This window comes from Mesorhizobium sp. FG116 (assembly GCF_057809835.1).
This window is the reverse complement of sequence record NZ_JBMDKS010000009.1, coordinates 46,077-59,057: the sequence shown is the minus strand read 5'-3', so window position 1 is coordinate 59,057 and position 12,981 is coordinate 46,077. Positions and strand designations below refer to the sequence as shown.

The 12,981-nt window shown below is 61.9% G+C and carries 16 protein-coding genes; 7 read left to right on the top strand and 9 right to left on the bottom strand.

The window, feature by feature from the left end; translation table 11 throughout:
• Positions 1 to 2: 2 nt before the first annotated feature.
• The 3 genes from ACODTY_RS09560 to ACODTY_RS09550 form a co-directional block, all read right to left on the bottom strand.
• The gene (locus ACODTY_RS09560; RefSeq protein WP_488994060.1) at positions 3 to 467 is read right to left on the bottom strand and encodes a hypothetical protein; all 465 of its coding nucleotides are present in this window, start codon (positions 465 to 467) and stop codon (positions 3 to 5) included.
• Positions 468 to 479: 12 nt separating this feature from the next.
• Entirely contained in the window at positions 480 to 806 is a 327-nt protein-coding gene (locus ACODTY_RS09555) for an ElaB/YgaM/YqjD family protein (protein WP_488994059.1), read from the bottom strand.
• Positions 807 to 922: 116 nt separating this feature from the next.
• Complete coding sequence (locus ACODTY_RS09550; protein WP_488994058.1) at positions 923 to 1,681, bottom strand: Crp/Fnr family transcriptional regulator; 759 nt, start codon at positions 1,679 to 1,681, stop codon at positions 923 to 925.
• Positions 1,682 to 1,832: 151 nt separating this feature from the next.
• Between ACODTY_RS09550 and ACODTY_RS09545 the strand changes: the two genes are divergently transcribed.
• Positions 1,833 to 2,231, top strand: a complete 399-nt coding sequence (locus ACODTY_RS09545; RefSeq protein ID WP_488994057.1) for a response regulator — start codon at positions 1,833 to 1,835, stop codon at positions 2,229 to 2,231.
• Here ACODTY_RS09545 and ACODTY_RS09540 read toward each other — a convergent pair.
• Together ACODTY_RS09540 and ACODTY_RS09535 are read right to left on the bottom strand one after the other, a co-directional pair.
• A complete protein-coding gene (locus ACODTY_RS09540) occupies positions 2,204 to 2,752 on the bottom strand; it encodes a sigma-70 family RNA polymerase sigma factor (protein ID WP_488994056.1) in 549 nt (182 codons plus the stop codon). The two genes, ACODTY_RS09545 and ACODTY_RS09540, sit on opposite strands and share 28 nt — an antisense overlap.
• Positions 2,753 to 2,755: 3 nt before the next feature.
• Complete coding sequence (locus ACODTY_RS09535; RefSeq protein ID WP_488994055.1) at positions 2,756 to 2,956, bottom strand: NepR family anti-sigma factor; 201 nt, start codon at positions 2,954 to 2,956, stop codon at positions 2,756 to 2,758.
• 226 nt (positions 2,957 to 3,182) lie between these two features.
• Between ACODTY_RS09535 and ACODTY_RS09530 the strand changes: the two genes are divergently transcribed.
• The 5 genes from ACODTY_RS09530 to ACODTY_RS09510 all read left to right on the top strand — a co-directional run bounded on the left by ACODTY_RS09530 (position 3,183) and on the right by ACODTY_RS09510 (position 6,164).
• A complete protein-coding gene (locus tag ACODTY_RS09530; RefSeq protein ID WP_488994054.1) occupies positions 3,183 to 3,977 on the top strand; it encodes a response regulator in 795 nt (264 codons plus the stop codon).
• Between the two features lie 118 nt (positions 3,978 to 4,095).
• The gene (locus ACODTY_RS09525; RefSeq protein WP_082550044.1) at positions 4,096 to 4,260 is read left to right on the top strand and encodes a DUF1328 domain-containing protein; all 165 of its coding nucleotides are present in this window, start codon (positions 4,096 to 4,098) and stop codon (positions 4,258 to 4,260) included.
• A gap of 148 nt (positions 4,261 to 4,408) precedes the next feature.
• On the top strand, positions 4,409 to 5,437 hold the full coding sequence (locus ACODTY_RS09520; protein ID WP_488994053.1) for a sensor histidine kinase: 1,029 nt from the start codon (positions 4,409 to 4,411) through the stop codon (positions 5,435 to 5,437).
• Positions 5,438 to 5,503: 66 nt separating this feature from the next.
• Positions 5,504 to 5,827, top strand: coding sequence for a hypothetical protein (locus ACODTY_RS09515; RefSeq protein ID WP_488994052.1), 324 nt, complete (start codon positions 5,504 to 5,506; stop codon positions 5,825 to 5,827).
• 88 nt (positions 5,828 to 5,915) lie between these two features.
• Positions 5,916 to 6,164 (top strand): YMGG-like glycine zipper-containing protein, encoded by a 249-nt coding sequence (locus ACODTY_RS09510; RefSeq protein ID WP_488994051.1) that lies wholly within the window; start codon positions 5,916 to 5,918, stop codon positions 6,162 to 6,164.
• A 61-nt stretch (positions 6,165 to 6,225) separates the two neighbouring features.
• Here ACODTY_RS09510 and ACODTY_RS09505 read toward each other — a convergent pair whose 3' ends face one another.
• From ACODTY_RS09505 to xylF, 4 genes are all read right to left on the bottom strand, one after another.
• Positions 6,226 to 7,845, bottom strand: a complete 1,620-nt coding sequence (locus ACODTY_RS09505) for a CHASE domain-containing protein (protein WP_488994050.1) — start codon at positions 7,843 to 7,845, stop codon at positions 6,226 to 6,228.
• 161 nt (positions 7,846 to 8,006) lie between these two features.
• On the bottom strand, positions 8,007 to 8,807 hold the full coding sequence (locus ACODTY_RS09500) for an ATP-binding cassette domain-containing protein (RefSeq protein ID WP_488994049.1): 801 nt from the start codon (positions 8,805 to 8,807) through the stop codon (positions 8,007 to 8,009).
• Positions 8,808 to 8,820: 13 nt separating this feature from the next.
• Positions 8,821 to 10,137 carry a sugar ABC transporter permease gene (locus ACODTY_RS09495; RefSeq protein ID WP_488994048.1) on the bottom strand — a complete coding sequence of 439 codons (1,317 nt, stop codon included), beginning with the start codon at positions 10,135 to 10,137 and terminating at the stop codon, positions 8,821 to 8,823.
• Positions 10,138 to 10,448: 311 nt separating this feature from the next.
• Positions 10,449 to 11,489, bottom strand: coding sequence for a D-xylose ABC transporter substrate-binding protein (xylF, locus tag ACODTY_RS09490; protein ID WP_488994047.1), 1,041 nt, complete (start codon positions 11,487 to 11,489; stop codon positions 10,449 to 10,451).
• A 236-nt stretch (positions 11,490 to 11,725) separates the two neighbouring features.
• On the opposite strand from xylF, the gene ACODTY_RS09485 reads away from it, so the two are divergent.
• Positions 11,726 to 12,973, top strand: coding sequence for an ROK family transcriptional regulator (locus tag ACODTY_RS09485; protein ID WP_488994046.1), 1,248 nt, complete (start codon positions 11,726 to 11,728; stop codon positions 12,971 to 12,973).
• Positions 12,974 to 12,981 lie beyond the last annotated feature (8 nt).

The following is a 12,981-nucleotide window of genomic DNA, read 5'->3' as shown; positions in this document are numbered from 1 at the left end:
GATCAGCCGCCGCCCTTGCCGGCGTCATCTTCATCGCCGGGCTTCACGTTTTCACGATAGATGGCATAGGCCACAAGCGCAGCCGCCGGACCAAGGATGGCACCTAGCCCACCCTTGCTGCGCAACAGGACGGGCAGAGCGGCAAGGGCTGCCGTTACGCCCAGCGCTGTCATGTCGGCATTGCGCCGGCGCACACGACGCACCACGCGCGACTCCGCGCTCAGGCGGAAGATGAGCACGATAAGTCCCGACAGGGCGAGGAAACCGATACCGAAGCCGATTGCGGCTTCCAGCGACCCATAGCGCGCCGCAGCCCAGATGTAGCCAGCGCCAATGAGGAACCCGACCCCGCACAGCGCGGCAAGGCCGGCCAGCGCATAGGCAATTGCCGCGCCGCGCGCACGGCGCAAAGCTGCGACCGTCTCACCCGATGCGAAGCCCGCGATCAGCGATGCGATGAAGCCCATGATGCGCAGCCGCTAGCGACGCGAGATGAGCGCAAACAGGAAGCCGACACCGGCGGCAATTGCCAGCGACGTCACCGGCTTTTCGCGCACATTGGCGATGACCTGCTCTTCAAGGTCGCGTGCATTGGAACGCAGGCTGTCCATCGCCGCCTCGCCCTGCGCCCGCAACTGTTCGACGCCTTCTGTCGCCGCCCGCCGCGCCGTGCCGACCCCATGCTCGCCGGTCTTCGCCAAGAGCTTGGCAAGCTTGTCGATGTCCGCCCTCAACTGCTTGATATCGGCTTCCAGGTCGGACGTGGTCTTGGCGTCGTCGGCGGTTTTTCCGGTTGCGGTGGCCATTCTCAACTCCTTGAATTTGTGTCGTATCGGGAACGCGCAAAAAACCTCAAAGTTCCGGGCTGGCCCTCATAGGAAAGCTTTTCCTTGTCGGAGTCCACAATCGGCCATCGCAGCCATCACACAAGCGGACGGCGACCTTCATCCAATCCATCCCAGCCGGCAATGGATTGCAGGCCATCCGGATCGATCACCTCGCATCCGCCGTCGCGCCAATGGATCAGTCTGCGGTCCATCAGCTTGCGCAGCGTCTTGTTGGTATGAACCAGCGACAGGCCAAGCGTATCGGCGACATGCTGCTGCGTGATCGGGATTTCAACCGGCGTCTTGCCGTTCAAGCCGACCACCTTTGCCCGCGCATGGATGAAGGCGATGAGATAGGCAGCTCGCTCCAGCGCCGTGCGCCGCCCCACGCTCAGCAAGTTCTCGTCGAGCATGCGTTCTTCGCGCGCCGCCAGCCAGGTGATGTCGTAGGCGAGGCCGGGATGCCCGCGATAGAGCCCGTGCAGATTGTCGCGTTCGAATACGCACAAAAGCAACTCCGACAGCGCCTCGACCGAGTGCTGCATCTCGCCCATCACGCTGCCTTGCAGACCGATCAGGTCGCCCGGCATGATGTAGTTGAGGATCTGGCGGCGCCCATCGTCCAGCAGCTTGTAGCGGAAGCCCCATCCGGAAAGGACCGTATAGAGGTGCGCGCTGTGGTTGCCCTCCACCAGCACCGTGGCTCCACGATCGACCGCCAGTTCGCCCTTTTTGAAAGTGCTGACGAAGGCAAGTTCTTCCGGCTCGAATTCGCGGAACGCGGGCAGTGGTCGCAAGGGGCACTTTTCACACGGATAACGCCGCGCCGAACGACTTCCCTGCTGTTCCGCCATTTCGGACCCCTATCCCCCAAGCTGTTCAATACAAACGCATTTCCCCTGCGGAAGTTCCGAGAGCCGTTTTCCGAGGCTATGTCTTTTTTAAATGACAGGGTAGCAAAATACGGCCATGACTGCGCCCCCACTCCAAAGGAGAGTCACGGCGTTGTCAGCTTTGCTCGATGGACTGCGTATTCTCATCCTTGAGGACGAGTATCTTATCGCTATGGATGTCGAGCAGATTTGCCGCGACGCCGGCGCAGCCGATGTCACCATCGTCGACAACCTTGCAGGATTCGATCCACTCGCGGCATCCAGCTTCGACGCAGCGATCCTCGACCTTGTGCTGGATGGCGCCTCCACGCTGCCTTTTGCGGCCCAACTGCGTCGTGACGGCATTCCCTTCGTTTTCGCCTCCGGCCACGGCATCACCGACGAGCTTGAGCGTGATTTCCCGGGTGTCGCGCTGGTCGAAAAGCCCTATTCGGGAAGCGATCTCGTCGCGGCGCTGGTGGCCGCGCGCAAAGCGCCCCCTCTTCAGTCCGCCGGGGACGTCATCACCTGAGTGGAAATCGCATCGGGGCCGAAATCGTCTTCGCCCGAGATCTGCAGGATTTCCTGTAGCCGGGTGCGGGCGCGGCTGACGCGGCTCTTGATCGTGCCGACGGCGCAGTTGCAGATTTCCGCCGCCTCCTCGTAGGAAAAGCCGGACGCACCGATCAGGATGATCGCTTCGCGCTGGTCTTCGGGAAGCTTTTCCAGCGCGCCGCGAAAGTCTTCAAGGTCAAGCTGCCCGTGCTGAGCGGGATGAACCGCAAGTCTGGCCGTCATGATCCCGTCGCTGTCCTGCACCTCGCGTCCGCGCTTGCGCATCTGCGAATAGAATTCGTTGCGCAGGATGGTGAACAGCCATGCTTTGAGATTGGTGCCCGGCTGGAAGCTTTCATGCTTGTCCCAGGCCTTGACCAGGGTTTCCTGCACGAGATCGTCGGCCTTGTCCGCATTCTGCGACAGAGACACGGCAAACGCGCGCAAGCTCGGGATGGACCCGAGCAGATCGCTCTTGAAGCCCGCTGATACGGCCATGCGTCAGTCCTTCTTCAGTGCGGATTCAGTCTGCTCCAGTTGGCTGAGCAACTCACTGAACCGATCCGGCACCTCGTCGGAGACCAAGTCGTTGTAGTATTGCTTGAGTTTGCGGCCAATTTCAGAATTCGCACCGAGTGGGTCGCTTGCACCGGCTTGGCGCCTGCCTGCACCGGCGGCGCTGTTTCTGTTTTGATCTTTCATAATGCCTTCTGCCCCATTCCCTACCGCTTTCCACACGCAACAAGAGGCAAAGCGGCGCCCCTCTAAGCTCAGATTCCGTTGCAAACGCCGTGGATTCAGATTGGTTCCAGCGCTCGCGAAAATTTTTGAGGGAACTTTTCATTCGCCGGCGAGTTTCTGCGATCGGGGCTTGCAACACTATAGCCTGTCTGGTCATGCAAACACGTCATTTGAGGGAGACGTAACTGTGAGTCTGTCTGCTACAATAGCACCGCATCTTCCCTATCTGCGCCGGTTCTCGCGCGCCGTCTCCGGCTCGCAGGAAAGCGGCGACGCCCTCGTCGCGGCCATGCTGGAAGCCATCATCGCCGACATCAGCATTTTTCCGCGTGCCTCAACCGACCGCATTGCGCTCTACAAGATATTCGCCAAGATGTTCACCTCCGTCGCGATCCGCATTCCGCAGGAACAGTCGCTGACGGACTGGGAACAACGGGCGGCGGCAAATCTCAATGCACTGGCGCCGCGTCAACGCCAGGCCTTCCTTCTCGTCGCCGTCGAAGGCTTCGACGAAGACGAAGCAGCCGAGATCCTTGACGTCGACGAAGCCGAGTTCTCCACCCTGCTCTCACAGGCAAGCAGCGAAATTTCCCGGCAGGTGGCAACAGACATCCTCATCATCGAGGACGAGCCGCTGATCGCCATGGACATCGAAGAGATGGTGGAAAGCCTTGGCCACCGCGTCGTCGGCACCGCACGCACACATACCGAGGCAGTCGCGATGTTTGCCAAGTCACGGCCCAAGATGGTGCTGGCCGACATTCAGCTGGCCGACGGCTCGTCCGGCATCGATGCCGTCAACGAGATCCTGTCCTCGACATCGGTGCCGGTGATCTTCATCACCGCCTTCCCAGAGCGCCTTTTGACCGGCGAGCGTCCCGAGCCGGCGTTTCTGGTCACGAAGCCGTTCAGCCCGGACATGGTCAAGGCATTGATCAGCCAGGCGCTGTTCTTCGACCGTCAGGCCAAGGCAGCCGCCTGATTTGATTTTTGGCCGGCGGCGGAACCAATGCAGCCGGCTGTCGTTTTTCCTGCAAGTAAATGCCTGCAAGTAAATGCCTGCACGGAAATGCCCGTACTGAAATGAAGGAGTTCGAACAATGCTTTACTGGACGCTGGTGTTTCTTGTCGTGGCGATCATAGCCGGTGCCCTTGGCTTTGGCGGCATCGCGGGAGCATCCGCCGGCATTGCCAAGATCCTGTTCTTCATCTTCCTGGCATTCCTGGTGATTTCCTTGCTGGCCGGTATTTTCAGGCGGGCATGACAGCGCCGGATAAAACCTTTCGACGGGAAACTGGAAACCGCCCCCCTCAAACGGTTTCCAGCCGCCGCCGGGCAGCAACCCTGAAAAGGGTACTGTCCGGCGGAACGTTCTTGAAGGGGTACTCAAAAGGGGCGTAGGGGCATTCAAGATGGCTGCAGGCCGCAACAAGGAACCCGCCGGAAAGCTCGACAGCGAGGTCATCGACCCTGCCCTGAAGGATGACTCGCAGCTCGGCCGGGCACTGCTCCATGCCTTGCGAAACGCCGGCGTTTCAGTTCTCTACCAAGACCACGACCTGCGCACTGTCTGGGCGCGAAATATGCCGGCGCCCTGGGCGGTGGCAGGCGGCCACGGCGACACCATCCTCCCCCCATCCCAGACCGATCGCATCATTGCCGCAAGGCGCAGCGCGATCGCATCCGGTCAGCCCGACCGGTTCGAGATCAGTGCGCCGGGGGAAGACGGCATGCGCTGGTTCGAGGTTTGGGTCGATCCCGATATCGCCAAGGATGGCAGCGTGCGCGGTGTCATGACCACCAAGGTCGAAACCACCGAACGCAAGCGGCGCGAGCAAAGCCTGCGCGCCTTGCTGCGCGAGGTCAGCCATCGCTCGAAGAACCTGCTCGCCATCATCCAGAGCATCGCCAGCCAGACCGGGCGCTATTCTGAAAACATCGCCGACTTCCTCACCCGCTTCCAGGGCCGGCTGCAATCGCTCGCCTCTTCGCAGGACCTCGTCACCTCGTCCAATTGGCGCGGCGCTCAACTGCGCGAGCTGATCTATGGCCAGGTCGGCCGCTACACCAATGGCAATCAGACCATCCTGCAGTTCGAAGGCTCCAACCCCTATCTCAATCCCAACGCCGCCCTGCATATTGGTTTGGCAATGCACGAACTGGTCGTCAATTCGCTCAGCCACGGTGCCCTGTCACGGCCGGGCGGCATGGTCAGCGTCGCCTCCGAATTGACCACGTCGGGCGAGGCGCAGGCGCTTCGGCTGCTGTGGAGCGAGCCCTTTGAATCCGGGGGCGAGCTTCCCGCGTTGCGCCATTTCGGCCGCGTCACCCTCGAGCGCGTCGTGCCGCTTTCCCTGAACGGACAAGCCTCTCTCGACATGGTCGATGGCCAGTTGGAATATCGCCTGACCGTTCCGCACGGCAATTTCGAAACGGAATAGCGATCTGGCCGGCAACCCGGAACCATGATCGCTTCCGCGCGTTTCCATTGCCAAGAGGAAACCGCAATGGAACACATCGCTGCATTGTTGTTGATCGTAGGCTGCTCCGGTGATCTTTCCCAGTGTCGGGAATTGCCGGCGCCGGTTACCGTGTTTGAAACCGCTGAGGATTGCGCTGCCACACGCGCGCTCTCGCTTCGCGAAATGTCCGGCGAGGCGAAGCGCGTCATGGGCACCTGCATCAATCTCGATCCGGCGCTGGAAGAAGATTATGCGGAACTTGTCTGGTCGGTCAGCCCTGAAGGCAAGCTCGATGCCTCGGTCGAAACCTCGACGGTCGTTGCCTCCAACAGCCATCGCCCCGAAAAAGACTATCTTAGCCAAGAATGAAAACCGTAACGCAGAATCGGCGCGCTCGTGCTAGATGGCAGGGGATCGCTGTGAAGCGAGAGACATCAAAAGCGAGAGGAGTGACTACATGCGCAAGATAATCGTCGTCGTGGCTGCACTCGTAGCCCTGAGCGGCTGCACCACAACCGAGCAGGACGTAGGTGTCGGCACAGCGGCCGGTGCTGTCATTGGCGGCATTGCCGGTGGTGGCAGGGGTGCCCTGATCGGTGCAGCCGTGGGTGCGGGTTCCGGCCTTCTGGTGCGCAACTTGCGCAACGGCTACTGCCAGTATCGCGATCCCAATACCCGCCGTATCTATACCGCGCGCTGCAACTGATCGCACAGTCAGTCGAGAATTCGGAGGCCGGGGAAACCCGGCCTCTTTTCGTTGAGACGGGCTATTTCAGGGGGATTCTGATCTCTACCTGCAAGCCGTTCGGCTTGAACCTGCGCTCGATGGTGCCGTTGAGTTCGCGCGTGATGTTCATGTCGATGAGCTTGGTGCCGAATCCGGTCCGCGTCGGTGCTTCGAGATTGGTCTGGCCGGATTCGCGCCAGTTGAGAACAAGCACCCGCGCCCGATCGAGCCGTTCCGTCTTCCAATCCACCTTGAGTGCCCCGACCGCGCTGCCGGCCTCGCCATATTTCAGCGCATTGGTCGCCAGTTCGTGGAAGGTCAGGCCAAGCGCCTGCGTCGCCGTCTCGTCAAGCAGCACTTGGGGACCCGAAAGCAGATCTTCCGGAAGGTCCTTGCCGAACACTTGACCCAGCTCGATGCGCAGCAGGTCGCCGAGATCGGCTTTCTGCCAGCGCGAACGCGTCAGCATGTCCTGCGATGCGGCCATCGCCTGAAGCCTTGCTGCAAACGAATCGGAAAACTCCTTGACGTCGGTCGCGCCCGAAGCCGTCTGGCGTGCAATCGCCAGCACGCGCGTGATCAGGTTCTTGATGCGATGCTTCATCTCCTGAAGCATCAGGTCCTTTTCGAGCAGGCTTTTCTCAGTCGTCTCGTGAAGCTGCGCCACCGCGTCGTAAGCCCGTTCCTGGTAGCGAGCCACCAGTGCGATTGCTCCCGCCAGCAACAATCCGAACAGGCCGAGCATGATCGGAATGGCCCGCGATGAAGGCGGCGAAAACGCGCTTGTCGGGCGGAACTCCAGAACCCACTGGCGGCCCGCCACCGTTATCTTGCGGCTATCGACAAGCTGGTTTCCGATGCCTTCGACCGGAGGGGTCTCGGAGCGGAACAACAGGTTGTCGGAATTTGCCGCCTGGTCGTAGATTTCGACATTGACCGGCAACAGCGGCATCCGCCGCAACGCCACCCTGAACAGGTCGCCGGCCCGGAACGCCGCATAGAGGAACCCCGCAGTCGAAGACGTTGCCGCATCGACGGCATCGGGCGCAGTGTCGACATTGAGCCGCACGAACACCAGGAAGCCGGGGAAGGTTTGTTCCGCGCCCGTCTGCTGGCCCAGAAGAACGCGTCCGCTTGCATGTTGCTCGTCGTCCGCCATGGCAGCTTCGATTGCCGCGCGGCGCGCGTCTTCGGTGAACATGTCGTAGCCAACGCTGGAAAGATTGCTGTCTTCCAAGGGCTCGAACAACACGATTGGCGTGCGCCATTGCTGCGTCGTCGCCGGATAGATGGCGCGATCTATGCCGTACTCCTGCTTGATTGCACGTTCGGCGACTGCCTCGTCTCCCGTGCGGACCAGCTTCAAGAAGCCGATGCCGCGCAAGCCGGCAAAATTCCCGTCAACATCGAGCGCGTCGAAATAGGCCCTGAACTCGTTGCGCGTGACCTGACCATTGCGCGCATCGAACAGCGCCTGTGTGGAGCGTAGCAGCGAAAGGTGCAGGTCGATGCGGCTTTCGATGCGATTGACCGCGTCGTCTACCGTCGCCTGGAACTTGATGCGGGAGGCTTCCTGGGTGGCGAAATAGGCAAAGCCCGCCATAATCAGGCTGATCAGCGCCACGGCCAGAAACGTCAGAATCGGGAAAAGTTTCTTCAACAGATGATGCGATCCGTGGCTAGCCCCCTGCACTTCTTAGCAAGTCCACGCGTCAACACAAGGCGCGGCTTGGCCGCGTCTTCGCATTGGAAATGAATGCGGGAGATGAATGGGCCGGCGGTGCCGGCCCTTCACTCTTGAATCGCCCTTCAGCCCGGCAGTCAGGCCGCGATCTTCAGCGCCCCCGGCCCGGGTATGGCTCCGGCCGGACATTTGCCGAGGATGATCATGCCAAGCACCTCGTCCTTGGTCACATCTGTCGTCTTGGCGGTGCCGACCACCTGGCCGTTCTTCATCACGCACACCCTGTCGGCAAGATCGAAGACATCGTGGATGTCATGGCTGATCAGGAAGATGCCGATGCCGTCGGCCTTGAGTTGCTTGACCAGTTCGCCCACCTGCGCCGTCTCCTGCGGACCAAGGGCGGCCGTCGGCTCGTCCATGATCAGGATGCGCGCGTTGAACAGGATGGCGCGCGCGATCGCCACAGATTGCCGTTGGCCGCCGGAGAGTTTGATCACCGGCTCCTTGAAACGCTGGAAGCGCGGATTGAGCCGGCCCATCACCTTACGGGCCTCCGCTTCCATCGCCACGTCGTCCAGCGTGTTCCAGCGCGTCATCAGTTCGCGCCCGAGGAAAAGATTAGCGGCGGCATCGACATTATCGGCCAGCGCCAGCGTCTGGTAGATCGTCTCGATGCCGTATTTCTTGGCGTCGCGCGGGTTTGAGATCGAGGCCTCCTCGCCATTGACCAGTATCTGGCCCGCGTCGCGCTTGTAAGCGCCCGACAGGATCTTGATCAGCGTCGATTTGCCGGCACCGTTGTGGCCGAGCAGGGCCACGACCTCGCCCGGATAGAGGTCGACCGAGGCGTCGTCGACGGCACGGATGCCGCCGAAAGCGATGGAGATGTTGCGCAGGTCGACCAGCGGAGTTGCGTTGGCAGCTTGAGCTGTAGCCATGGTCAATTCCTCCCTAAACCCGCTTGCGATAGACGGTGTCGAGCCACACCGCGACGACCAGCACCGCACCGACGACGATGCTCTGCAATGGTGAATCGACGCCGAGCAGCACCATGCCGGACTGCAGCGACTGCATCAAAAGCGCGCCCAGCATCGCGCCGACAACGGTGCCCGCGCCGCCGGCAAGCGACGTGCCGCCAATGACCGCCGCCGCGATGACCAGAAGTTCGTCCAGCGTGCCGAGCGCATTGGTGGAAGCGTTGAGGCGAGCTGATGAGATCGCCGCGCTGATCGCCACCAGCGCGCCCATGATCATGAACACCTTCATCGTCACCCAGCGGGTGTTGATGCCGGCAAGGTTAGCCGCCTCAGGGTTACCGCCGATGGCGAAGACGTAGCGCCCGAAGCGCGTCCTGTTTGTGACAAACGTCATGACGATGCCGACCGCCACCGCCATCAAAACGGGAATGGCGATACCGTGAGCGATGAACAACCCGCCTTCGGGAATGGTTATGCCGTTCGCTTCCGCATAGCGCTTCACGATGCCGACCGGCCACGGATAGGAATTGGCGACCTGTATGGCGCCCAGGATGACAGCGCAGGCAACGGCGCCGAGAAATACCTCGGCCCATACCGGCCGCAGCGGGAAGCGGAAACGCTTGCGCTGTGTGCGCCCATTGAGCAGCATGAAGATGACCGCCAGACAGGCGACAATGCCGATGATCCAGCTCCACGTCGCGCCGATGGAACCGTTTGGACCGCCGCCCATGAGCTGGAACGTTGCATCGAGCGGCGCGACCGTCTGGCCGCTGGTCACCCACCATGCCGCGCCGCGCCAGACCAAAAGGCCGCCGAGCGTGACGATAAAGGACGGCACTTCCAGATAGGCGATGATGAAGCCCTGGAACGCCCCGATCAGCAGGCCGAAGGCTACGCCGCAGGCAAGCGCGATGATCCAAATCCACGGGTCGCCGGCTGGAAAGCCCACTACACGAATGAGTATCTGGGCTTGCAGCACGCCCATGATCATGCCGATGACGCCTTCAAGCGAACCCACCGACAGGTCGATGTTGCGCATGACGATGACCAGCACCATGCCGGTCGCCATGATCGCGACCGACGAGGTCTGGACCGAGAGGTTCCACAGGTTGCGCGGTGTCAGGAACAGCCCGCCGGACAGGAAGTGCAGCACGATCCAGATCAGGATCAGCGCCGCGACCATGCCCAGCATGCGGGTGTCGAGTTCTGTCGCTTTCAGGAAGCGGGCGACGGGGCCGAGTTCGGCCTCGCGCGCCCGGTCGACCGTCGTTGCAGAGGTCGCGTCACTCATGATTTCCTCCCACCGGCTTGCTGATGTCTGCAGACAAGCATCCAACCAATCGGCGTGTTGCCCATCTGGCCGTCTTGCATCGGATCGATATTCGCTGCGTCCAGTTCGGTCCGACGCATCGGCGCAGCAAGCTCATGCTATTGTCTTTCCGGCGTCGCCGGAAGCGGAAAGCGCGTTGAAAGATGTGGCCTCATCGCGTGCCCTCGCCGTCAATTGCGGCGTTCCGTAGTGAACTGGGCAATTGCACCTGCGGCTTTTGAAAACGCCGCGGCTTTTGGGCCGCGGCGCATCGTGTTTGCCGTCAGGCGAACTTAGTTGCAGGCCGCAACCGCACCAGCGGCGACGCCGGCGCAAACCGCATCCTTGGAAATCCAGCCGGCGTCGATGACGACGTTGAGATTGTCCTTGGTGATCGCGATCGGGGTCAGGAACACCGACTTGACGGTGTTGCCGCCAGGCGTGGTGAAGTCCTGCACATTGGCGATGTCGGTCATGGCCTTGCCGTCGGCAAGCTGCGAAGCGATCTCGGCGGCGTTCTTGCCGAGCTCACGTGCATCCTTCCACACCGAAACGGTCTGGGTGCCCAGCGCCACGCGATTCAGGGCGGCATGGTCGCCGTCCTGGCCCGAGACCGGAACGCTGCCTGCAAGACCCTGCGCCGTCAGAGCTGCGACAACGCCGCCGGCGGTGCCGTCATTGGCCGCCACAACCGCATCGACCTTGTTGTCGTTGGCGGTCAGGAACTGCTCCATGTTCTTCTGGGCGTTGGCCGGCAGCCAGCCATCGGTATAGGCCTCGCCGACATTCTTGATCTTGCCGCTGTCGATGGCTTCCTTGAGCACTTCCATCGAACCTGCGAACAGGAAGTCGGCGTTCGGATCGGCACCCGAGCCCTTGATGAAGACGTAGTTGCCTTCCGGCTTCACCTTGAACACTTCGCGGGCCTGCATGCGGCCGACTTCCTTGTTGTCGAAGGTGAGGTAGAAGACGTCCTTGTTCTCGATCAGGCGGTCATAGCCGACGACCGGAATGCTCTCGTCCAGCGCCTTCTGCACTGCCGGGCCGATGGCCGAAGCGTCCTGCGCCAGAATGATCAGCGCATTGGCGCCCTGGCTGATCAGGCTTTCGACGTCGGTAAGCTGCTTGGCCGCGGACGACTGCGCGTCGGCGGAGATGTACTTGTCGCCGGCAGCCTCGATTGCCGCCTTCATGGCAGCCTCGTCGGTCTTCCAACGCTCTTCCTGGAAGTTCGACCAGGAGACGCCGATGACCTTGTCCTTTGCCTCGGCGGTCGCGACAAGCGTCAGCGACATAGCGGCACCCGCCAGGATGGCGGCCGTAAATTTCCTCATGATTTCCTCCCTGCGCCACACAGGCGCGACTAATCTGACCCGATGCTGGTGCGGAAGCTCTTTTTTTCGAGCCTCGAAAAAAGTGTGCCGCAACACCGCATCTCTGTCAACTGGGATTCCGCAGCCGCAAATGATTTTTTTCGGAACTCGAATTAAATAATGACATCCCTTGGAGCTTCTGACACTATCACTGTGCTGTTATGCACGGCGCGCGGCCGGAGGGAGGACAACGCGACATGACGGTTGGAATCCGCCACGACGATTTGCGACGGCGCAACCGCGCCATGGTCATCTCGGCCGTGCGGCGCAATGGCCAGACCTCGCGCACCGAAATCGCCGCGGTCACCGGCCTCAGCCACTCCACCATATCGGCCATCTCGTCCGACCTGATTGCCGAAGGCATTCTGGCCGAGGCCCGCCACGAACAGCTTGCCCTCAAGCGTGGCCGGCCGCAAGTGGCGCTGACGCTTGAGCCGAAGGCTGCCGTGGTGATGACGGTCGTTCTGTCGCTCAATTTCCTCGCCGCCACCTTGCTTGACTATGCCGGCGAAATCGTCGCCGAAGAACAGCATCGGCTCGACACCCGCGCCATGCCGCGCGAACAGCTCATCAGCGAATGCGTGGCAATCGTCCGGCGCAAGCTCGACGATCCAAGGCGCGACGGCCGTCGCGTCCTGCGCATCGTTTTGGCCATACAGGGCATCACCGATGCGCCCGCCCGCGCCATGCTCTGGTCGCCGATCACGCCGCACACCGACATCGCCTTTGCCGACATACTGGAACGCGAGTTCTCCGTGCCCGTCACGGTCGAGAATGACTGCAACATGATGGCGGTGGCGCTGCGCTGGCGCGACCCGGAACGCTACCGCAACGACTTCATCGCCATCCTGTTGTCGCACGGCATCGGCATGGGGCTGGTGCTGAAGGGCGAACTCTTTACCGGCACGCATTCGTCCGGCGGCGAGTTCGGCCACATGATCCACCGTCCGGACGGCGCGCTTTGCCGTTGCGGGCGGCGCGGCTGCATCGAAGCCTATGCCGGCAACTACGCCATCTGGCGCAATGCGCGGCGCATGGACGAGAACGCCGAACCGGTGGACGACATCGGCGAGGCCGACATGCGCGCCTTGGCGGACGCGGCTAGGGATCATGACGGGCCGGAACGGGAAGCCTATCGCAAGGCCGGCGAGGCACTCGGCTTCGGCCTCGGCAGCCTGTTTGCGCTGATTGATCCGGCCCCGGTCGCAATGGTCGGGGCAAGTGCTGCGGCCTTCGACCTCATCGAACCGGCGCTGCGCGAAGCCATCGCCCGCACGGCGGGCGGCCACCACTCGACCTCGATATCCTTCGACACCGAACCGGACGAGCTTGCGCTGCTACGCGGCGGCTGCGCCATGCGCGCGCTGACCTTCGTCGATAACGAGATTTTCGCCGCCGGCAACCCGGCCCAGATGGAACTCGCCGCCGGGCACGAAATGGCGTGAGCGCTCGG

Coding starts and splice junctions, on each gene's coding strand:
- ACODTY_RS09560 (WP_488994060.1), bottom strand. CDS start 467: ATGGGCTTCATCGCATCGCTGATCGCGGGCTTCGCATCGGGTGAGACG.
- ACODTY_RS09555 (WP_488994059.1), bottom strand. CDS start 806: ATGGCCACCGCAACCGGAAAAACCGCCGACGACGCCAAGACCACGTCC.
- ACODTY_RS09550 (WP_488994058.1), bottom strand. CDS start 1,681: ATGGCGGAACAGCAGGGAAGTCGTTCGGCGCGGCGTTATCCGTGTGAA.
- ACODTY_RS09540 (WP_488994056.1), bottom strand. CDS start 2,752: ATGGCCGTATCAGCGGGCTTCAAGAGCGATCTGCTCGGGTCCATCCCG.
- ACODTY_RS09535 (WP_488994055.1), bottom strand. CDS start 2,956: ATGAAAGATCAAAACAGAAACAGCGCCGCCGGTGCAGGCAGGCGCCAA.
- ACODTY_RS09525 (WP_082550044.1), top strand. CDS start 4,096: ATGCTTTACTGGACGCTGGTGTTTCTTGTCGTGGCGATCATAGCCGGT.
- ACODTY_RS09520 (WP_488994053.1), top strand. CDS start 4,409: ATGGCTGCAGGCCGCAACAAGGAACCCGCCGGAAAGCTCGACAGCGAG.
- ACODTY_RS09515 (WP_488994052.1), top strand. CDS start 5,504: ATGGAACACATCGCTGCATTGTTGTTGATCGTAGGCTGCTCCGGTGAT.
- ACODTY_RS09510 (WP_488994051.1), top strand. CDS start 5,916: ATGCGCAAGATAATCGTCGTCGTGGCTGCACTCGTAGCCCTGAGCGGC.
- ACODTY_RS09500 (WP_488994049.1), bottom strand. CDS start 8,807: ATGGCTACAGCTCAAGCTGCCAACGCAACTCCGCTGGTCGACCTGCGC.
- ACODTY_RS09495 (WP_488994048.1), bottom strand. CDS start 10,137: ATGAGTGACGCGACCTCTGCAACGACGGTCGACCGGGCGCGCGAGGCC.
- xylF (WP_488994047.1), bottom strand. CDS start 11,489: ATGAGGAAATTTACGGCCGCCATCCTGGCGGGTGCCGCTATGTCGCTG.
- ACODTY_RS09485 (WP_488994046.1), top strand. CDS start 11,726: ATGACGGTTGGAATCCGCCACGACGATTTGCGACGGCGCAACCGCGCC.